This is a genomic window from Metabacillus fastidiosus NBRC 101226, assembly GCF_001591625.1.
Classification (GTDB): domain Bacteria; phylum Bacillota; class Bacilli; order Bacillales; family Bacillaceae; genus Metabacillus; species Metabacillus fastidiosus.
Window position 1 is genome coordinate 1 of sequence record NZ_BCVG01000006.1, and the last position, 22,667, is coordinate 22,667.

Sequence of the window (22,667 nt, forward strand, 5' to 3'; positions counted from 1 at the left end):
ACTTAACTTCTTGAACTCTCACAATTTTGAAGTGGGAGTCTTACTGCTCGTTAAGGCTGGGATAAAATGTAGGAGAGTAGTCACTAGTTAGAATGTGATTCACTCTCCTTTTTTGTAGTATAATATTTTATGAATAAGAGGTGAAAAAATGAGGAAATTAATAAAATTTATTTTAATACTCGTTATTGTGTTATGTATTGCAGGTTATGGATTATACTATTTCGGCACAAATCTGGCATCTGATAAAGTAATGGATGCTGTTTCAACAGAGTTGAATGAAAGCGGACAAATAGAGAAAGTAAAGAGGTATGTGGAAAATGATCCGGAACTTAAAAAATTCGTAGAGCAAGCACAAACAGCCGATCAATCTAAATTACCTTTTACAACAAAAGAGCAGGCAACAAGGGTACTCATTCAAAAAGTAGGAATTTCTGAACTTCGTAATATTCAGGTACAGGCTCAGGAAGGAACTATTTCTAAAGGGGAAGTATTGCAGAAACTAGAAAGTAATTTAACAGAAGACGAGATTATGGCTTTAAAGGTTATTGCCTATAAGGAATTATATAATAAATAATTTATATGTGTCCCTGTGGAATTTCCACAGGGCTTTTTTATATAAAAGAAGATTTAAGCTGGAATTAGAGTAAAAGTCCTTTTATAGTTACAGGACTTTAATATCTTATATTTACAATTGATAAACAATGTCATCCTATTAAAATTAAATTTTTACAAAATTAATTATTTTTAACAGTATATATATTTTCTTACGGCAAAAAATTTACATTCGTATGATTAACTTGTGAATGGGGAAATAAGTTAACACTGCTGACGGCACGCCGTATGCGATGAAAGTCGCCCGTACGGTGTAGGCTCATGACGAAAGCTATTTTTGAAGAGAAAAATAGTATAAGTGGAGAATAGCGAAAACATAGAAGTTGCAGCAGAACATTTCAGTGGTACAGTTGGTCAGCCGAAAATATATAAAGGCAGTATCATTGTAAATCTTACTAATGCTGAGAAATTAGAGAATGCTGTAATCAAAGGGAATTTAGTTTTAACTGGAACGCCCTCTGTAAATCTCACTTTTTCCAATATTATAGTAGAAGGTAATTTAGATGTGTCAAAAGTTGAAGCTGATAATATAGACTTTGACAATATTACGGTAGCCGGAGATATAGAACTCTAATTTCGTTAGTACAGCCTTTCGCTAACATGCGTAAGGCTTTATTTTTTAATTTTATTAATAAGGGGAAATGAAGATGAATAAGGAAAAGTGGAAAAAACCTTTAAGCACCTTTTTGTCTGTGAGCTTGGCAGCTAATATCCTTTTACCTGCAATTCCAGCAAAAGCCAATGCAACGGGACCTGCAGCTGATTTAATTATTTCTGAGTATATTGAGGGCTCAGGGAATAATAAAGCGCTTGAATTCTATAATGGTACCGGTATCTCAATTGATTTAAGCAAGTATCAAATAGAGCTTTATTCAAACGGTTCATCTACCGTGTCTCAAAAATTACCCTTAACAGGTGAGTTGGAAAATGGAGAAACTTATATTATTTCTCCTGGGAATGCAACAAACGAGGATATAAAAAGTAAATCAAATATAACGAACTCATCTGTTATGGCATTTAATGGGGACGATGCTCTTGTTTTAAGAAAAGGTGGAGATGTAGTTGACTCTATTGGACAGGTTGGAGTAAGGCCATCAGGCTCTTGGGGAACTGATGTAAAAACTTTAGATATGACACTTGTCCGCAAAAGCTCTATTACAAAAGGTGATACAGATACAACTGATAATTTTGATCCAGCCGAAGAGTGGAATGGCCTTCCACAAGATACGACTTCAGATCTTGGAAAGCATACTATGGATGTCTCAATAGAAGATGAAACTAAGACTCAACCTGTAACAGCATCGGAAACTTCAGAAACTGTAAAAGAGGGAACACAAGTAACTTTATCATCTGCTACTGAAGGAGCAAAGATTTACTATACTGTTGATGGTACAGAACCGACAACAGAAAGCAATACTTACTCAGAACCAATTACTATTAATAAATCTATAACAATCAAAGCATTTGCAATAGCTGACGGACTTGAAAGCGGTGATATTAAAACTTTTACTTATACAGTATCAGAAGATAAAACAATTGCTGATGTTAGAACTTTACCAATCGGTTCTCAAATAAGTACAAAAGGTATTGTAACAGCAATCTTAAAAAATACTGCCCATATTCAGGATGAGACGGGTGCCATTGCTATTCATCCAGTTTCAGCTGTGAATGCCGCAGTTGGTGATGAGGTAGAAGTGACTGGTAAATTGACGGATTATAGAGGACTTTTACAAATTGGCACAGCTGTTGTGAAGAAGCTTGGGACGGTTGATACCGTGTCTCCTAAAGTATTAATAGGTGCTGATTTAAAAGAAGAAAATGAATCTGTTCTTGCAACTGTGAAAAATGTAGAGCTTACAGATGTTCAAGCTGGTACTGGCTGGGCTAATTATACAGCTACAGATGGCACACGGTTTTTAGTTCGTGATGAACGGGGCAGCTTGAATCTTGCTAAAGGTAAAATATATGACTCTATTACAGGGATTGTGCAGGAATTTGATGGTGCATTCCAAATCATTCTTCGCTCTGCAGCTGATATAGTTGAAGATGAAAGTACTGTTCAGCAAGTGACAGCTTCTGTTACTGGAACTGTAGAAAAAGGAACAAAGGTGACACTTGCAACAGCTACTATAGGTGCAAAAATTTACTATACGATTGATGGTTCAGAACCTGTAACAGATAGCCCTCTTTATTCAGAACCTATTATCGTCAATGAAAATATGACTATTAAAGCTTATGCTGTTAAAGAAGGTTTAAAGGCTAGTGCAGGAGCAACGTATGAATATAAAGTATTCAATCCCGAACAAGGATTACAAATTCATCATATTCAAGGGGCTTCCCATTCCTCGCCTATGAAAGGTGAACTGGTAAAAGGGATCGAAGGAATTGTTACGTACAAATATAATATAGGAAGTAATCAGTATTTTCATATGCAGACTCCTGATGACAAAAAAGATAATGATCCAAAAACATCTGAAGGCATCGTCGTTTACATAGGCACTACTGCTAAAAATATTAAGCTTGGTGATTTAGTAAGAGTTGACGGTAAAGTGGATGAATTCCAAATTGACGGATATAACGATACGAAAAGAGAAACAGATTTACCTGTTACACAAATTGATGCGAGAAGCGGTAATGTGACGGTTGCCTCCTCAAATAACACATTGCCTGCGCCGATTGAAATCGGAGATAATCTTCCGACAGGTAAAATTGACAGTGATGGTTTAACATTATTCAACCCCGATACAGATGCAATTGATTTCTGGGAAAGCTTAGAAGGTATGCGTGTTGTTATAAAAGATTCAACTAGAGCAGTTGCTCCACAGGAACATGGTGATTTAATTGTCGTTAGGGACAGTGTTGCAGCTGATACAATTAATGGAGGAGTACGACTTACGAAGGATGATGCAAATCCGGAAAGAATTCAGTTTAAATTATATCCTAATAACGACGCTAGAAAATTTGACGTGAAAACAGGTGATACTTTTGCAGGCAATATTGAAGGTGTCGTTAACTACGGATTCCAAAATTATAAAATCTATGCTGATTTAGACTATATGAAAGGAAAGCATGCTGTTGGACAAGCGAAGCCTGAAAAAACATCTATTGCCTTTGACGAAAATAAGCTGACAATCGCATCATATAATTTGGAGAACTTCTCAAATAACACTGCTTCTAATGAAACACCGGAAGATAAGGTGAATAAGCTGGCAAGAGCATTTGTGGAAGATATGAAAAATCCAGATATTATTGGTGTAACAGAAGTGCAGGATAACAATGGTCAAGTAAATGACGGGACTGTAGATGCAACTGAGAGCTATAACAGATTAATTAATAAAATTAAAGCTATTGGTGGAGAAGAGTATAAATTCGTTAATATCAACCCGGAGAATAATCAGGACGGGGGAGCACCAGGTGCGAATATCCGTGTAGGCTTCCTTTATAATCCAAAGCGAGTAAGTCTAACTGGCGGTGAAAATCTGGGAAAAGCTACAGATGCAGTCAGTTACAAAGATGGAAAGCTAACGTTAAATCCTGGACGTATCGATCCGGCAAATGCTGTATTTAATAGTACTCGTAAACCATTGGCAGCACAGTTTACGTTTAAGGGTAAAGATGTTGTCGTTGTTGCGAATCATTTCAATTCTAAATCAGGAGATACACCATTATTTGGAGCGAAGCAGCCTCCGGTTTACGGAAGTGAAGCGAAACGTCAAGAGATGGCAGCTATCGTTAATAATTTCGTAAAAACTGTTAAAGCCGATAACAGAGACGCAAATGTTGTAGTACTAGGTGATCTCAATGATTTTGAATTCTCAAAGACATTAGATGTGCTAAAGGGAAATGAATTAACAAATATGATTGATAAAACAGAGGAAAAAGAGCGTTATACTTACCTATTCCAAGGTAACTCACAAGTGCTTGATCATATTTTAGTAACAAATAATCTGGTAAGCTCCACATTAGTAGATATCGTTCATATTAACGCAGATTTCACTGATATGGGTGGCAGGGCAAGTGATCATGATCCTGTACTGATCCAAACGGATCTTGCTGAGATCAAGGAAACAGTTCAGCCGTTAATACCAAAACAGATTTATAATTTTAAAAAGTCTATAGTAAATAACGTAGTCATTACAACACCATATACATTAGTAAATGTAGATGCGGACGTAACTATTAAAAAAGAAATTGTGTTAAAAACAACAGCAATTTTAAAAGGGGAAGGTTTAAAAAACACAAAGGTTGTTATAAAACCGACTTCTAAAAAAGAAGAGACAATTATTGATTTAAGCGGTGCAACAGTAAAAGAAGTTGTAATCGATAATGTAAATGTAAAAGAAATAAGAGGAGCGGAAAACGTTCAGAAGTGGATTGTTCCAAAAGGGATAGATACATCTAAAATTAAGTTTTACAATGCAAAAGGGGAAGCAATTGCTTCTCCTTTTGTTCCAAAAGAAAATAAGGCTCCGATTATTTCTTTGGCGTTCTTAACTCAGTATATAAATAAGAATGAAACAGTGAAAATAGACTTATCAAAACATTTTTCAGATCCGGAAAATGACCCGCTGACATATAAAACGACTTTCGGTGCAATAAATGGAACGATACTTACTGTTCCGGCCGATTTTCCGGGTCAATTTGATGTGAAAGTAGAGGCAAGTGATGGCCAATCAGCAGTTGAAGCTTCATTTTCAATAGTAGTAAAAAATAGTGAGCCATCTATAGAGGGATATTACAAACAGGCTGACGGAAAATTAGGAAAAGAATTAAAGTTGTCACTTCATAATATTATTAAAGACCATACTACTCTATCATATTCAGAAGCACGCTATGCTTTAGAAAAAACAGATGAAGATCCAAATAATCCGAACAATATTATATTGCTTTATACAGGACGCTCTCAAGCAAAAAATACATTCGGCTCAGGCGCTGACGATTGGAACCGAGAGCATGTGTGGGCACAGTCTCACGGGAATTTTGGAACTAGTAGAGGACCTGGCACAGATATTCATCAGCTAAGACCGACAGATGCATCGGTAAACAGCTCACGGGGGAATCTTGATTTCGATAAAGGCGGTACACCTCATAAAGAGTGTACACAGTGTAAGAGTGACTCTGATTCATGGGAGCCGCCAGACCGTGTGAAAGGTGATATTGCCAGAATCCTATTTTATATGGATGTTAGATATGAAGAAAGCCAGCTAAATTTAGAATTAGTTGACAGGGTGGGAACATCAGGCCCTTATCATGGGAAACTATCTACATTGCTACAATGGCATAAACAAGATCCGGTAGATGAATTTGAAAGAAAGCGAAATAATCTCATCTATGAACAATACCAGCATAATCGTAATCCATTTGTTGATCATCCCGAATTTGCAGAGATGATTTGGAGATAGAATTAATAAGAAATTATCAAAAATTAAGCTTTAATTATATAAGACGTATTTGATAATCAAGATTATAGATTTCTGCAGAGATGACTTTTGTGCTGAATAGAGGGTCATCTTTTTTAATTTTTCTATTGATATATTCAATATAAACTTCTTCTCGAATACTGGATGAATAATTCTAAATAATTGGATTTGATTACCGATATAGTAATATATAGGGACTTTGGATTATAGAACGAATATGGTGCTTTTGATAAGATTAACTTATCCATATAAATTAAAAAACTTAGTATCATTGCTGACATTAAATTGATTTTAGCATTTGATATTTCCCCGAGCTTCTAATAGGTAGTCAGGAGTCTATTTGTAATTTGCTGAAGCATCTCTTAATAAATACTTGCAATCAACTCTCTAGTTTCAAATTGTAATACTTACGCCTATTTGGAAGGAAGGATAAAATGAAATACTTTATACTCTTAGTGATTATTTCTTTAACTTTAATTGGATGTTCTAATACATTAACCGGTATAGATGAGGATACTTATGAGGAACTGAAAGATTTTATGGAAACATATAATGAAGTAGCGGATCGTAATGAATTTAAACTGGATAAATTAACAGAGGAAAAAATAGAAGATTTCAAGAAAATGGACGATGGGGATGGTTATAAGTTAACTCTTGATGAGGGAGGTAAGGATGCAACAACATTAAGATATAATGTGCGCTGCATATTTGATAAAGATAAAAATATTATTGGCTACGAATCATTCGGTATGGGAAACCCGAAAAATATCGATATGGATGGAGCAGTTAAATTTTCAGATAAAGGGATACAGAACGGTTATGCAATAGCAGAAGCTTTGAATTTGAATATGAATACTTTTGATATGTTTTATGGGAAATTAATGGATGATAGAGAAGAGTTTATTTATAAGGAAAACGATTACGAAGTGATAATGAAAGCAAACGGCAATATTGGTAGTATATCTTTTGAGTTTTTAAAAACTAATTAATTATGTATTGATTTAATATGTTTAACAGTCTCCGCGTCGGGGTATTTTCCAAATGTAACCTATAAAGGAGGCTGTTAGAATGTTAGGAGATAAACAATCTGTTAAAGTTGAGGAAAAGCTGACTGAAATGAGTCAGGAGAAGAAGGAAGAGATTTTAGAAAACTTTAATCATTTTGCGAATTATCTGGGTGACAAAGTGAGAATGGCTAAAAACATAGGTATGAGTGATGAGGCTATCGCAAAAAGTGCAGAAAAAGTCGCAAACTATCTTGCTGAACATCAAGAGCCGAAAAATAGGGAAGAACAATTGCTACAAGAACTTTGGAAAAATGGTGAACAAGAGGAGCAGCATGCATTAGCCCATATGCTCGTTCGAATGGTACAAAATAGAAATTAAACATAAGCGGTGTCGATCCTTTCTCTCTGGATCGGCACCGTTTTTTATTGAGTTTTCAATTACTGATATTATTTATGAAGGATTTTGATTAACATATGATTCTTTAATACTTCTATTAAAAAGACTTAATAGAAGTGAAATATTTTTTGATTTTTTAATTAAACAAACGTTTAATTAATTCTTTCTCTTCTATATAGAAACTAAAGAAAAGGGGAATCAGTATTGAAAATATGTTGAGATAAGACGATATATACATATGGGTACAGCTGGGGAAACCTAGTGCCACAAAACTACAGGGGCTAAGGAATCTACTCTATGCCAGCCAGTTACCATTGCCCTATTATAAATTGAGGAGGAAAAGGGAATGTATAAAAAAATAATTCTTGCAGCTGTTTTAACGACAGGAACAATTGTAGCAAGTCCGGTTTATGCTACTGAAAAGACAGAGAAAGTGAAAGTTTCACAAAAGGTGAACAGCTCTTTAAAAAAGGAAGAAAGTAAAGGCAAGCCTAATACAGAGTCTGGCAAATTAAAAGGACAGGCCAACCAGTTGAAATCTATTGATAAACAATTAGAGGAAATTGAAGGAGACTTCCTTTCTTATCAGGCAAATGCTTTAAGTAAAGATAAAAAAAAGGTTGGAGAAATTGAGAAACTATTAAAGGCACAGACAGAGGCTGTAGAAGAGTTAGCAGAAGACCAGGCGGAAGAAATTAAAAAATTAGAAGAAAAACATAAGAAAGAGACAAAAAAGTTAACAGAGAAGCAGACCAAAGAGACAGCACAATTAACTAATAAGCAAAAGAAGGATCGTAAAACTTCAGATAAAAAGAAAAAAGAAGAGAAAGAAAAGCTGGCTGTAAAGCAAAAAGAAGCTATTGAGAAATTATCTAAGCAGCAAAAGAAAGAAAGAGAAAAATTAGTAGAGAAGCAGAAAAAAGAAAGCAAAAAATTAACAGAGAAGCAGGAAAAAGAACTCAAGAAATTAGTAGTTGAAGATACTGCAGTTCCAACAGCTCCAGTTGAAGCAGAAAATAAACTCTTACCTACAGGAGATAATATAACTCAGCAGGAATCTGATGCTGACACAGAGGATGACCAAAAAGATGAAGAAACAAGCAAGGATGATGTTTGGAAAAATCCGAGCTATGCTGGAAAACTTAATTCTATTAAAAACCGTCTGAACAGTGTAAAAAAGCAGCTTGATTCACTAGCAGTAAGAGGCGCTGATAAGGCTGAGTTAGCAGGCAGATATGAAAAAGTTTCTTCACTGTCAGCACAAGTAGATGCAATTCTCAATAATGTGAAAGAGCCAACAACAGAAGTGAAGGCAAAGTAGAATAATATAAGATTACGAAAAATAAGGTTAGACTAATAGAAAGAGAGGCAGTCTCGGCGAAGTGTATATCGTCAGGAGGCGGCCTCTTGTTTATTAATAGATGCTTATATAAATAGGAATAAAGGCTGTATTCTATATAATTAGTTGTTATTAATTGGTGAAAATTGTATCATATACCATAAGGTGTAATGCTTTATTTGATATTTTCTGCCTAAGGATTAGGATGATAAAATATTCCTTTATAAAGATTTATATAAGGATTTTAGTATTTCCATGTTATTTTAATACTATAAGAAATAATTCCATTCTTAACTAATCTCTACATCAATTGGGAAAGGTGTCAGCAAAAAATGAAAAAAATTTTTCAATTTCAAAAGGGCAATCGTTTATGGATACTTATTCTTGCTGTTATTATTATTCCTAATATTATCGAAGAATTCTTAACTATGATCTTTCATTTTAAGTTTGACCACACGATATGGTATGAAGTTGTTGATACAGCAGTTGTGCTGGTGATAGCTACTCCAATTTTCTTGTACTTAATTAAGAGGATGGATGGATATGCTAATCAATTAGAAGAACAATTGATTAAAAATTTGAAAATTACAAAACAGCTGCAAATAAAAAATGAGCAGCTTAATCAGCAGGCATATTATGATTATTTAACCGGACTTCCAAATCGATTTATGCTATTTGAAAATCTTAATAAATTAATAGAGGATATGGACAGTGAAAAGAAACAAATAGCGGTGATGTTTATAGATCTGGACCGCTTTAAGACGATTAATGATACGATGGGACATATTTCTGGAGATTACCTTATCCAGCAGGTCGCAAAAAGATTAAGAGATTCAATTCCTAAGAAGGATTTTGTTTATCGGCATGGGGGAGATGAGTTTATTATTCTATTAGAAGAAACGGATAAAGAGCAATATATAAAAACTGCTTCTAGTATTCTAGAACTTTTTTCTTTGCCTTTTTCAATAAATAATGAGAGTCTGTTTACTACAGCCAGTATTGGAATAAGTATTTATCCATTCCATGGTGAAGATGCGGAAACACTTATCAAGAATGCGGATACAGCAATGTATGAGGCAAAGGAAAGAGGTAAAAATACTTACCAGATATATAATGCAGATCCTGATGATAAAATTATTAGAAGAATGAAGCTTGAAAATGGATTAAGGACTGTACTGGAAAACGATGAATTACGTGTTTATTATCAGCCGCAAGTTGATTTGCGAACTGGAAAAATTAAAGGTGTGGAAGCTTTATTAAGATGGATTCACCCTGAGTTAGGATTCATTCCTCCTGATGAATTTATTCCATTGGCAGAGGAAACAGGAGCTATTATTCCGATAGGGGAATGGGTGCTTGAAACAGCATGTAAACAAGCGAAACTATGGCAAATGTCCACAAATCCATCTTTATGTGTTTCTGTCAATGTATCTATCCGCCAAATTAAAGAAGATAATTTTGTTGATGTTGTTGCAGAAATAGTGGAAAGAAGTGGGCTTGAACCTGCATATTTGGAATTAGAAATTACTGAAACTCTTATGCAGAATATTGATGCGTCACTCACTGTTTTCAATCAATTAAAGAAGCTTGGTGTACAAATATCTATTGATGATTTTGGAACAGGCTATTCATCCTTAAGCCTGCTTGCCCATTTACCGATTGATTATTTGAAAATTGACCGTTCATTTACAAACGGAATGCTCGAGCACTCAAATACAATTTCAATTGTAAAAACAATTATTAATATGGGACGTAATTTAAATCTTAAAATCGTTGCTGAAGGGATAGAGGAAGAAAGACAGGAGCTTTTCCTATCACAGTACGGTTGTCATATTGGACAGGGTTATTATTATAGCCGTCCTTTACCTGTAGAAGAATTAGATAAATTGCTGGAGGAACAGCATGAAGCTGTTTTTACAGCGTATTAATATAAAAGTGAGGAACTGCGTTTATCCAGGCAGCTCCTCTTTTTTATTTATGCAGTTAATTTATTCATAAGTGTGGAGATTTGATATTTAAATAAGAAGAAAAATATAGAAAAGACTAGAAATGATAGATTCCCTTTATCTTAAAGAGACTTGAGTAATAGTTCCTCGCTTTTTCCCGTTTAAATATTTATCTTTTTATTTTGTATGTTTCAGAGATTTGTTCAATTCCTTCTTTTTGACATATGTATCAATTTTTAAGTTGAGAATGACAAAACTATTTTTGTCACAATTAAACTAGCTTGTGACATTTTTTCCCTCCTTCTTTTGAATATCGTCATCCTTTGAGATGTTATTGGACTTATCTACATTCTTTTTCCGACTTTTTTTTTCCTCCTTTTTAGTTTGTTCATCGCTTTAGACGGATAATACCAAAGTAAGCCCACCTCTATAAAATTCCTTATTTTCAATTTATTTATAAAAAAATATAGCCGTTTTATTACTTAAATAAAATATAATAACAAAAATGTAAATTATATAGGAGGGATGATAACTTAATAGATGGAAATGTTATGAATAATATCCCAGAATAAATATTTTATGGTTCCATTTTCCTCATTTAAGATATATTAGGATAGTAAATATTTTCTAAAATGATAATTTTTTGGTATTAAAAAAATTTCAATTTAAAAATGGCATATATTTCGCATTTTTGTTATTATTTATAGGGGTTCTATTAAAAGTGGTAAATATTACTGGTGAAAAGCCAAAAAAAGTATGATAGAATTCTAATTACATTGACAAGCAGTCATGTTTAATATTAATCTTATGGTAAGATTAATATTATGAAAAAGTAAAATTTTAGTATCTTGAGGGGAGAACATATACACATGTCTAAGAAAAAAGTTGCTAAACTTGGTCTTACTGCAGCTGTAGCTGCTACAACATTTGTCGCTGCAAATCCTGCTGATGCTGCTTCAGTTTCACAAGCAGAACAAGCTGTTAAAAAAGCAGAGCAAAATGCAAAGGGATTAGTTAAATTTTACAGCTCAGAAGATTTAAAAGTATCTGCAGAGTTCACAGCTTCTTACAACAACGTTAGAAAATTAATCAGCGATGCAAAAGCTCAATTAGCGAATTACAAAGGTAAAGATAAATCACAACTTGAAGCAATTCTTGCAAGTGCTGAAAACCATCAAGCAGCAGCTGCTCGTTATATTGATGCAGTAGGAATTCTTAATGGTAAATTAGTTGAATCTACAAAAGCGGTTTCAGCTTATATCAAATCACAAGAACTTAATGCTGATACAGTTGCAGCATATGACACATTATCTGCAGAAATCAAAAAGGCAGAAGCTGTTATCGGTAAAGTTCGTGGTGCTCAAATTCGTAAAGCATTTAAAGACAGCTTCTTACTTGATGCAAAACTTACTCGTGAAGCATTAATCTATGAAGTTTCACAATACCAATTACTTAACCAAATCAATGAAAAACTTAAAGCTGAAAAAGTAGATCTTAAAGAAGTACAAGCAGACTTCGCTAAATTAGATCGTCTTAAAGAGCGCGCAGTAGACATCAAAAAAGCTGGAAAAGAATTATATCCTGACAGAGACGATGTTTACCCAACACATACAGCTATCGAGCAACAACTTCGTAAGAGCGAAGCAGATGCTAAAGAAGCATATGTAGGGAAATTAGATCCTGTGGTTGAGAGTGTAAGTGCAGTTAACGCTAAACAAATTGTTGTTACATTTAACAAATCAATTAAAAAATCAACTGTAATCTCAAATGATACTACAGGCGCTTTAGTTGCTAACACAATTTCTGTAAAACGTACTGTAACTGATTCTGTTGCAAATAAAAACGTTGACTATCCAACAACAGATACTGTAACAGGTTCTTTAAGTGAAGATGGAAAATCACTAACATTAACTGTAGATGCATCAACAGCTAAATATCTTGATGGAAGTTATTCAGTAACTGTTGCGAATTCAGTTAAAGCGACAGACGGTACTGCCGTTAAAGCATTTGCTGGTACTGTAAGTACTAAAGATGAAACAAAACCAGAAGTAACAGGTGTTACTTATGATACTATTACTGGTCAAGTAGAAGTAACTGTATCTGAGCCAATTACTGCAGTTCCAGAAGTCGTACGTGTTGATGGACAGCCTGTAACAACTCCAGTAACATTTGTAGCAAATAAAAACCAAACAAAAGTTGTTTTTGCGAAACCAACTTCAGTTGATTCAGGAACTACAAAATCAGTTGAAATTTCAGGTGCAGTAGATGCAGCTGGAAACATTTTAACACGCTATACTGGAAATGTAACATTTACTGCTGATGCAGCTGCACCACAGGTAGAATCTATTACTCAATTAAGCTCTAATAAAGCAAAAATTGTATTTAGTAAAGCTCTTCCAACTGGTAGTGATGCAACAATTGATGGAGCAATCAATGTAATACTTGATGGTACTCCAATGGTTGCTGGTGATGTTACTGCTGCTCTGGATGCTGATGATAAATCTAACAGAACAGTAGTAGTAACACTTGCAGGCGGAGCTGCCCCAAATTACTTCTATGGTAACGCAAGTAGCAAAACTTTAACATTTGCTTTTGCTAACGAAGTAATTACGGATGTGTTCGGTAAAAAACTTGAATCTGTTACTAAAAATGTAACAATGACTAAAGACGTAACAGGTCCAAAAGTTGTTTCTGTTGCTCTTGCTGACAATAAAACTGATCTAGAAGTAACATTTGATGAAGAAGTTGCTGCAGCTGGTACAGTTGCTAATATCGTATTACGTAAAGATGGTGTTGCATTAACTACTCCAGCTACAGCTACTCGTAAGGGTGCTACAAAGGGAGAAGAAAAAGTATTAGTTATCACTCCAGCTGCTGGTGATTTAGTAAATGGTAAGTTACCAAAAGGTGAATACAGTGTTCGTTTAGAAACTGGTGCAATTACTGATGCACACACTAATAAAAATAGCGCATCTACTAACACAGTTTCTGTTGATGGAGATGCTGCAAAATTAACTGCATCATTTGCTAATGCTGGTGGTACACCAAATGAATTTGAAGTAACATACAGTGAAGATGTAGCTACTACATCAGCGTTAAACTTAGCTAACTATACTTTAGATGGTTCAGCATTACCAGCTGGTACTGATATTTACTTTAAAGCAGGTCAAGCTAACAGAGTAGTTGTAATTAAATTACCAAAAGAATCAATCAACATTGGTGCCCAAGCTGGAACTAACGCACGTTTAGGAGTAAATGGCGTTCAATCTAAATCAGGTGATAAAACTGTAGAAGCTAAATCTGCAACTGTTTTAGTTGCTGATAATACAGCTGCGACAGTTCAAACTGCTCAATTAGTAGGTAGCAACGTATTAAAACTTACATTCAATGAGAATATTGACAATGCATTTGCTATTGCTGATTTAGAAATTAAATCTGATGCTGGAACTTTCGCTGTAAGTGATACTACAGCTACTGCGACTAAGTCTGGTAAAGATTTAGTAATTACTTTCGCACCAGGAACAGTAGATAACTATGCTACTGTTGTTGCTGGAGCAAACTTAAAAGTTAAAACTCTTGATACTGGTGCTGATACTACTGATGGTTTAACTGGTACACTTGTTGATGCAAACGGTTATGCTGTTAAAGCTGGAGTACAAGTTAACGTTTCAAAATAATAAGCATACATTTATTATGATGTGAAATATGTTGAAAGCTCTGTTGAGAGAAATCTCTACAGAGCTTTTCTTTTGCTAGAAACCGAATTAAATAGAATAGTGAACATATATTATTTGTGTGATAAAGATATTCTAAGCCCTAATTCCTTTCAAGGAGTCAGGAGTATTTCTATTTGAAGAGGAAAATCGATGAATCAATATGAAAAGCAGCAATCAGAACTACTAGAGAAAGGAGTAGAAAGAAAAAATCAGTTAGTCTAAAATTAGTGAAGGAATCAAGCATACTATCCAAGGACCATTGTGTGAAAGTCTCGAGTATGATTATCAATTACAGAAATAACTCGTATGAAAAGCAGATAGGGAATACTTTATAGTTGTATGTTTAGATATGAAGATCAACCGACAGCTATCAAAGTTTGTGATATTGGAAGTCTGAATGCCAGCATCGTTCCTCCTAGGGAATGCCACAAACCAGTTGTTTTAGCAGCATTTATTTTAGTAGGACATAACGACCTATCTGGACAAGCAACATCATTAGGAGAAGCAGGGAAGATCATCAGCATTGATGTGCTCGATTACATCATTTTAGGGGATTGTACATTCGTTTTACTAAAACAAAAAGGTATATGTGAGGGAGCGAAGGAGAGAAGATATATTTATCGATTTGCTTGGCCAATGAAAAAGACTTTAGTATAGTAGTGCCACGAGGTGAAGTGAGTTATGAGGAATATGATTTCTATCATGAAGAACTAGATGGACTGCTCATTTCTGCTGAGCATCTAAAGAAGCTACTTAATCTGCTTGTTTTAGAAATAATCCTATGTAAATGAACAAGGTTATGAAGGGATTGCTGGGATGGTGGAGGAAGAGGTAACAAGAAGACTATTGTATGAAGTATAGATAAAGAATGGAAAGTAAATAGCCTATAACATAAACGTTGAATAAATATATTTAACAAATTTTTTTCAGAATCTGATGACAATCTTAATTAGGGAACAACCTGAAAAGGTAAATGTAATGAATGATAAAAAATAAAGATACTTTTAGTATATAAAACTGATAGTATTATTATATAACTATCGTAATAAGGAAGAGTGAAAAAATGAATCAAAATCATACATAAAAGGCTATCGATGTAGAACAGCATACATTAATAGCTTTTTCTATTCTAAGAGATCATATTTGCATCTAGACAACTTTTCAAACTGGCTCTTTACAGAATATAAAGCGATCAAAACAGTTGAGTCATCTGTAAATGACATGAAAAGATTTCAATCCTGTTTATATGAAGAAGCTCATTTACTCTTTAGTCAATTTTGTTGCCTCTATAATCAATAATAAAAGGATTAATAGTTTAAAAGGTTATAATACTATCTAAAATTATCGATGAGGAAATGGGTATTCATCCGTTTAAAGAAAGGTATAATTAAATGTTTACTAAACATGAATATTTTGATGGTCAATGTCCTATCGAAAGAACAGACAGGAAAGTTACTCTCTTATATTAATAACAGAAATAAATTGATTACATATTTTCTTTATAAATATGGGTATTAGACTAAACAAACTAGTCAGAATCAAAATATCTACTTTGTAATAATTTAACTCAACACTATCATTAAAAGATAAAAGAAACATATAATAATTAAAGTTAGTAGAAGCTATTTAATTAGTTTTTAAGATTGTTCAAAAATATGAAACTCAAATTACATTCTCCATCTAATTTCCACAATTTCCGAGGAAATAATTACATATTCTTTCCTATTATTCATTGATAATTGTCCAACATAAAAAATATTTGAAATTACTTGCAATTTTATGTGAAAAACTCCCTTATTTTCGAATAAATTTTGACGTGTTTTAGGGAAATTTGTTATATTCAAGAGAAAGGAGGAGATTCATGTGAAACTAGTAAAAAGTCTTTTTGTTTTTTCTTTGCTTTTCTTCATCATCGCATGTAGTAATGATGCAGGGACTGTGAAGAAGGAGGAAGAAGAGAAAAACGTTACAGAACAAGAACAACCTGCTGAAACTGAGACAAAAACAGACACAGAAACAGAAACTGAGGTAGAAACAGATACAGAAACTGTTGCCAAAGAAGATAGTAAGGTTGACGAAGTAGAAAAGCCGAAAACTACTGAAGTAAAGACGATGACAGCTATTTATGTGGGACAGGTTGATCCGCATACGATTGAAGTAGCAGCAGAAGGTGAGACAATTAATTTACAAACAACAGAAGCTGATATAAATTTTGATGAATTTTCTGATGGTGATGAAGTAAAAATCCAATATTATAAAAATGAACAAGATCAATATATTTTAAAAAGTATGAAATTCAGTGTAGTGGAAGAAAAAAAGGAAGATAGCTCTAGCCCTGTAAAAGAAAGTCCAAAGGTTATTTCAACAGAAGCAACATATGTAGGTCAAGTTGATACTAGTACGATTGAAGTAACAGTCGATGGAGAAGCAATTAATCTGCAAACAACAGAAATTGATGTAAACTTGGATGAAATCGAAGAAGGCAGCCAAGTTATGATTGCTTACTATCAAAATGAGGATGGCCAAAATATATTAAAAAGCATTGAATAAAAAATAAACAGAATTCTATGGACTTAATGATGCATTTCTGTTTGACAAACATGAGAGCCTCCATTATTCTGGAGGCTCTCATGTTTGTCATGCACTTGTCTAAAAGAAAAAGGTCTTACTAATTGTCAAACAGAATCAAAGTCATAAATATGGTAAATATACCAAAAATATCTTAGTGAACCATATATTATGAAATATGGGAACAATGACTATTCTATCATATTTATAAAGGAATAATATCGTTTTTTTCTCTAATTTGATAAATAAATTTCTTAATTTTTAAAATAAACCATTTTCTTCATTATATTTACTTATTATTATAAGAAATATATTTGATTCAAGGTTAAAATTGCTAAATAGCTTATCTAGCATTTCTCAAACCAATAAATCACTGTATACATAAGATTAGATAAAAAAAGAAGGATCATTTGTGCTCCTATAATAAAATTTTTATAAAAAAGGTCTGAATGTAATGACTTAAAGATTTGAAAGTGTTACGATAAAAATGTGAATAAAATCAAGGAGTAGTAAAAAATGTCTAAAAACACTTTAATATTTTGTATGATTGTATCCTGTCTTTTTGTTGTTATGGTTGCATACCCTCTAAAAAGCAGTGCTGCTGCAAATAATGAGGATGCTCCATTTGAGAATTTAGGACCGAAAGTAGAACATTTAAACGTTATAAAAGGTAAGCTTGCTTCTTTAGAAGGTCAGAATTATTACGTTGCCTTATTGCAAGGGAAACCTGCAAAAGTGGCTGTTATTGATTATGAGACGAAAAAGCTTATCGATCTTAAGGAGTTAGAAGGAGCAGAGGATCCTTGGTCTATTGAAACATCTCCAGAAGGTATTGTTTGGATTGGGACAAACCCTAATGGTCATGTATACAAATATGATTTGAAGACGAAACAGGTTACTGATGTTGGAAGAGCTAATAAGAAAGAGACTGCTGTGTGGGACTTAGCATACGATTTAGAAAATAAGCGTTTGTTTGGCGGTACTTCTTATCTTGGCACTTTATTTGCTTACAATGAACATGAGAGTTTTAGAGATTTTGGTAAAGTAATGCCAGGTAAGCAATATGCGAGAAGTATTGCATACGATAATACTGCAAATACTGTGTATATTGGCATGGGATCGCCTGCTGCATTGATTAAATGGAATCTAGTTACTTATGAACATACTAACTTATTAGAAGGCTATGATAAATCTAGTGGATCTGTCTATGATTTGGATTTAATAGATGGCCAGCTTTTTGCAAAAATGGAAGGAACGAATGAAATTATCCATTACGATGTGAAGACAGATGAGGTTGTCAACACGTTCAAAGCAAATTCAAGAGGTGTTTCAGAGAAGATACCTGATGAAACAGCTGTTTTCTATAGTGACGGCGGAAGTCTTTATAAATATAACTATATGACACAGAATAGTGAGAAAATAGAGTCTAATCTTTATGGAACGGCAGCGGTATCGCTTGATATTGTACCGGGAAAAAATAAAGTTGTCGGATTAACTGGGAATTCAGGAAGATTCTATGAATATGACTATAAGAAAAATCAATTTTCTATAAGTACATTAGAATTACCCGCTCAGTTTGTTGGAATTTATCGAATTGGAAGCAGCTCAACAGGTGATATTTACAGCTCGGCATTCATTTCCGGCTCTTTATCCAAGTTTAATCCATTAACCTCTTCAAATGAGATTAATAGAATTGGGCAGGTTGAAGGATTTGCAGAACAGAATGGTAAAATGTATTTCGGAACATATCCAAATGCTGATATTTATGAATATGATCCTAAAAGCAGATGGAGTGCGGGATCAAACCCACGTAAATTAATCTCGCTCTCAGATGTAGGGCAGTCGCGACCATCTATTATGATAAGTGATGAGGAGAATCATCGTTTATTTATCGGAACTGGTCCAAAACGAGGAAACCATAGCGGATTATTAACGATTTATGATATAGACAAGCGTGAGGAAATAGAAAGTATTGAATTAAAAGAAGGACAGAGTGTTGTTTCTGCTACATATGATAAAAAGAATAACATTCTTTATGCCGGGACATCCGTTTATGATGGTACAGGAAAGAAAACAGAAGAAAGCGCCAGTATGTTTAAAATTGATTTAAATGTATCTCCATTCAATGTAGAAGAAATTGTTATTTCTAAAGGATATAATGAGTGGGTTTCTGCACTTAGATGGCATCCGGATGGTCGTGTTTTTGGAGTAGTAGACAATAAATTTATCGCTTACTATCTGGAAACGGAAAAAATAGATATTTATCCGATCATTCCGGAAAGTGTATTAGGAATGGGTAAAAACGAAGCTTTAATTAATGGCAATGATGGCTATTTATATGGAAGTGTACAGAAGAATTTATTTAGAGTAGACCTTGACTCATTTGATATTAAATTGTTCCGTAAAGGAGATGTCAATACATTAGTTAGTGATCATCAAGGCTATCTTTATTTTAATAGCGGAGCGAATTTATGGAGAGTTCATTCAGAAAAGTTAACGAATGATATTGCGATCAATCCCGATCAGCTTCAAATTCCGCATGTAACAGTAACAGAGTCACCATTCCCGATCGCTCGTGTCTATACGAAGAAGCCAGTGGTTTTATATCAAAAAATGGCCGATGGAAGAATGGTTCCATATGATACACTTGGAGTGAAAAAAGCATTTCAGGTTTATGGTGTAGAAGGGCAGTATTATCATACTGGAGGCGGATATTACATTTATCATGAAAGCTCTAAGTTGTCTCCTTATATTGGAAGATTATTTGTACTTGAGCCATTTCCTATGTTAACACCAAATGGACAGTTACACAGATATATTCAGCCGGGAGAAGAAATTAGAGTATATGATTATGATGAAGAAAAATATGATGTAGGTAATGGGTTTACGATTGCAAAAGATGTACTCGTTACTTATTATACTGGATCAGTCACATTGCTGGAGAATACTCCATTTTACAAGCATGGTGAAACAGAGCCGGCTGGTGAATTACCAGAAGGCGGCCAATATTTTATTACGAAGGCAGATGGAGATAAATTAGATATTGGTGATGGATACTACATCTTATATGATAAAAGTACTTTAAAATATAGTAAGAGTTAAATAGAGTCGGACTAATCTGTGTTGGATTAGTCCTTCTCTTTATTTTTAAAATGCATGATGCATTTTTATTATTGGGGGTTCATTTATGAAAAAAGTAATCTATCTTATTATTGTTACACTTTTCTTTATACATTTTTCTACTATTCCTACATTTGCATCTGAACTCAATAATCATCCTTCATATGAAGAAAATTCGAATCCTCCATCTGCAGAAAGTTTGCAGGAATTACTTTCAAAAAGAAAGCCGACAGCTTCAACACAAGAGGAACAATCTATTACGTTAAGTGAAGTAAAAGATAGAGAAATTGTTGTGAAAGGTAAGCTTAATTTAAAAGAATTGGATGGACTAGGTTTGACTTTCATCGAATCTATCAATTTAGCAGCTTCAGACTCTCTTCTTTATACATTTAAAATTCCAAAAGAGCTGAATTTTGAAAACACTTTGCAAAAGGTGACTGAATTGGAAGGTGTGGAAAAGGCCGAACCGAATTATAAAATCGAATCGGCAGCTGTTTTAAATGATCCTCTTTATAAAGAACAATGGCATCTTCCAGCCTTGGATCTCCCGCAAGCTTGGGACTTAGTTCAATCTCGTAAGGAAGTAAAAGTGGCAGTGCTTGATACAGGGGTAAATAAAAATCATCCGGATTTAGCAGGGAAAATATTAAATGGCTATGACTTTATTAACGATGATGCCGATCCGAACGATGATAATGGACATGGAACAAGAGTGGCTGGAGTTATCGCCGCTGTTGCGAATAATAAAAAAGGGGTAGTTGGAGTAAATCAAAATGTGAAAATTATCCCTGTGAAAATTAGTAACCGGACAGGACACTCTACAATTGGTGACTCGGTTAAAGGGATTAACTATGCAATAGAACAAGGTGCAAATATTATTAATATGAGTTACGGAAATTACCGTTATTCAGATCTTGAAAATGAAGCGCTTTGGGATGCTTACAACCATGGTATTACTCTTATTGCAGCAGCAGGAAATGATGGTACGAGTGAGGAGATGTATCCTGCTTCTTACAGCCCAGTGATAAGTGTAGCAGCAACAAATCAAAGTAAAGCTCTTGCCTCATTCTCTAATAAAGGCGACTGGATTGATGTGTCTGCACCAGGAGAGAGAATTTATACTACACTTTCAAATGGAGGCTATGGCAGTACATCTGGCACATCATTTTCAGCACCTATCGTATCGGGAATAGCTTCGTTATTATTAAATCAAAATCCTGATTTAACTCCGATGGAAGTAGAGTGGGCACTGCAATTAGGAACAAATACAGGGAAGTGGGAACGACATAAAGGCTATGGAATTGTAAATGCACTCAATAGCTTAAATGTTAAGTTTCCGTCTTTAGATAATGATATTTCTGATGATGAAGAGCAAGCATATGAGCTGCAGTTTAACAAGCCTTACATAGAAAAAATCGATCATCCTTATGATTACGATGTTTACCATGTGAAAGTAAATTCTAATTCACAGTTGAGATTGATTGTTGATCAATTTTCACCAGAGTTGGATATTAATATACAGCTTGCTAAAGTGGAAAATGGGCAATTTCAATTAATTGATATAATTGATGAAAATGGACACGGAGTAGCAGAAGATCATTCACTTTTTGCCTCACAAGGCGATTATTATTTTATTTTATCTGATTACTATGATCATTGGTCAACGAAACCTTATCGTATAAATGTTGTACTTCAGAGAGAGGACGTTGTAATTCAAAGTCCGAAACCGAATGTATTATCGGGTAAGTATAATAAGCCATTCAATCTTGAATTAAAAGCTGAATCAACTTCTAAAATGATTAAATATACATTAGATGGTTCAACACCTTCTTCTTCGAATGGCTATGAGTATAAGGAGCCTATCCCAGTCTATGAATCAACGACTGTAAAGGCAATAGCGATAGCAGGAGCACTTGAAAGTGAAGTAGTGACTTTCAATTATGAAATTGATCCTTTGACGATCCCGAATGTATCTGCTCTAAAAGGATTTAATAAATATCCTGTTGCTCGTGTTATTATTCGCCAGGATGACATTGCTATGTATAAGAAGAATAGTGATAATAGCTTTACGAAAGCCAAAACTTTATCAAAGCATGAACAGTTGAAGGTTTTCGGGGTTTCCGGCTATTATTACAATGTAGGTGGTCCTTATTTTGTAAAATATGAGGAAGGAAAGACAATTTCCTATATTGGAAGAGTTCTTATTAAAGCACCGACAACCTTATATGATCCTGACGGAAATTTTTATAAAACGGTACAAAAAGGTGAAGCGCTGAAAGTTTATTCTTATAATGGCCAAGCTTATGATGTTGGGGGAGGCTATACAGTTCATAATGACCGCAACGCGTTTTTCTTAATCGGGTATATTAAACCGCAGAAGGATATAACAATGTACGATGTACAAGGCAGAAAGTTTTCAACATTAAAGAAAAATAATTTATATTATGTGAAAGCAATAGAAAATGGAAAAGTGGATCTCGGTAACGGCTATTACGTATTAGATAGTAAAGAAGATTTCAATTTTATTAAAAACTAAGGAAAA

12 protein-coding genes and 1 riboswitch are annotated in these 22,667 nt (G+C 34.1%); all 12 genes read left to right on the forward strand.

The genetic code is table 11. The features are described from left to right. Positions 1 to 148 precede the first annotated feature (148 nt). Complete coding sequence (locus BFA01S_RS02840; protein ID WP_066225534.1) at positions 149 to 574, forward strand: hypothetical protein; 426 nt, start codon at positions 149 to 151, stop codon at positions 572 to 574. 336 nt (positions 575 to 910) lie between these two features. Further along, positions 911 to 1,186 (forward strand): hypothetical protein, encoded by a 276-nt coding sequence (locus BFA01S_RS02845; RefSeq protein ID WP_066225536.1) that lies wholly within the window; start codon positions 911 to 913, stop codon positions 1,184 to 1,186. Positions 1,187 to 1,259: 73 nt separating this feature from the next. After that, positions 1,260 to 6,014, forward strand: a complete 4,755-nt coding sequence (locus BFA01S_RS02850) for an endonuclease (protein ID WP_066225539.1) — start codon at positions 1,260 to 1,262, stop codon at positions 6,012 to 6,014. Between the two features lie 452 nt (positions 6,015 to 6,466). Continuing rightward, complete coding sequence (locus tag BFA01S_RS02855; RefSeq protein ID WP_066225541.1) at positions 6,467 to 7,021, forward strand: hypothetical protein; 555 nt, start codon at positions 6,467 to 6,469, stop codon at positions 7,019 to 7,021. A 79-nt stretch (positions 7,022 to 7,100) separates the two neighbouring features. Next, positions 7,101 to 7,418, forward strand: coding sequence for a DUF3243 domain-containing protein (locus tag BFA01S_RS02860; protein WP_066225543.1), 318 nt, complete (start codon positions 7,101 to 7,103; stop codon positions 7,416 to 7,418). Between the two features lie 249 nt (positions 7,419 to 7,667). Further along, positions 7,668 to 7,752, forward strand: a riboswitch (cyclic di-GMP riboswitch). A 30-nt stretch (positions 7,753 to 7,782) separates the two neighbouring features. Beyond that, entirely contained in the window at positions 7,783 to 8,757 is a 975-nt protein-coding gene (locus BFA01S_RS02865; protein WP_066225544.1) for a hypothetical protein, read from the forward strand. Positions 8,758 to 9,107: 350 nt separating this feature from the next. Next, complete coding sequence (locus tag BFA01S_RS02870) at positions 9,108 to 10,703, forward strand: putative bifunctional diguanylate cyclase/phosphodiesterase (RefSeq protein ID WP_066225546.1); 1,596 nt, start codon at positions 9,108 to 9,110, stop codon at positions 10,701 to 10,703. Between the two features lie 866 nt (positions 10,704 to 11,569). Then, entirely contained in the window at positions 11,570 to 14,398 is a 2,829-nt protein-coding gene (locus tag BFA01S_RS02875) for a hypothetical protein (protein WP_156483512.1), read from the forward strand. Positions 14,399 to 14,776: 378 nt separating this feature from the next. Then, positions 14,777 to 15,094 (forward strand): JAB domain-containing protein, encoded by a 318-nt coding sequence (locus BFA01S_RS22215; RefSeq protein WP_066225550.1) that lies wholly within the window; start codon positions 14,777 to 14,779, stop codon positions 15,092 to 15,094. A gap of 1,206 nt (positions 15,095 to 16,300) precedes the next feature. Further along, on the forward strand, positions 16,301 to 16,987 hold the full coding sequence (locus BFA01S_RS02885; protein WP_066225552.1) for a hypothetical protein: 687 nt from the start codon (positions 16,301 to 16,303) through the stop codon (positions 16,985 to 16,987). A 534-nt stretch (positions 16,988 to 17,521) separates the two neighbouring features. After that, positions 17,522 to 20,107: a ligand-binding sensor domain-containing protein gene (locus tag BFA01S_RS02890; protein ID WP_066225555.1), complete on the forward strand. Its 2,586-nt coding sequence runs from the start codon at positions 17,522 to 17,524 to the stop codon at positions 20,105 to 20,107. Between the two features lie 85 nt (positions 20,108 to 20,192). After that, entirely contained in the window at positions 20,193 to 22,661 is a 2,469-nt protein-coding gene (locus tag BFA01S_RS02895; protein WP_066225557.1) for a S8 family serine peptidase, read from the forward strand. The last annotated feature ends 6 nt before the right edge of the window (positions 22,662 to 22,667 follow it).

Bases quoted from the DNA above. Each gene is read 5' to 3' on its own strand.
- BFA01S_RS22215 (WP_066225550.1), top strand. From the start codon at position 14,777: ATGTTTAGATATGAAGATCAACCGACAGCTATCAAAGTTTGTGATATT.
- BFA01S_RS02870 (WP_066225546.1), top strand. From the start codon at position 9,108: ATGAAAAAAATTTTTCAATTTCAAAAGGGCAATCGTTTATGGATACTT.
- BFA01S_RS02840 (WP_066225534.1), top strand. From the start codon at position 149: ATGAGGAAATTAATAAAATTTATTTTAATACTCGTTATTGTGTTATGT.
- BFA01S_RS02890 (WP_066225555.1), top strand. From the start codon at position 17,522: ATGTCTAAAAACACTTTAATATTTTGTATGATTGTATCCTGTCTTTTT.
- BFA01S_RS02850 (WP_066225539.1), top strand. From the start codon at position 1,260: ATGAATAAGGAAAAGTGGAAAAAACCTTTAAGCACCTTTTTGTCTGTG.
- BFA01S_RS02860 (WP_066225543.1), top strand. From the start codon at position 7,101: ATGTTAGGAGATAAACAATCTGTTAAAGTTGAGGAAAAGCTGACTGAA.
- BFA01S_RS02895 (WP_066225557.1), top strand. From the start codon at position 20,193: ATGAAAAAAGTAATCTATCTTATTATTGTTACACTTTTCTTTATACAT.
- BFA01S_RS02855 (WP_066225541.1), top strand. From the start codon at position 6,467: ATGAAATACTTTATACTCTTAGTGATTATTTCTTTAACTTTAATTGGA.
- BFA01S_RS02865 (WP_066225544.1), top strand. From the start codon at position 7,783: ATGTATAAAAAAATAATTCTTGCAGCTGTTTTAACGACAGGAACAATT.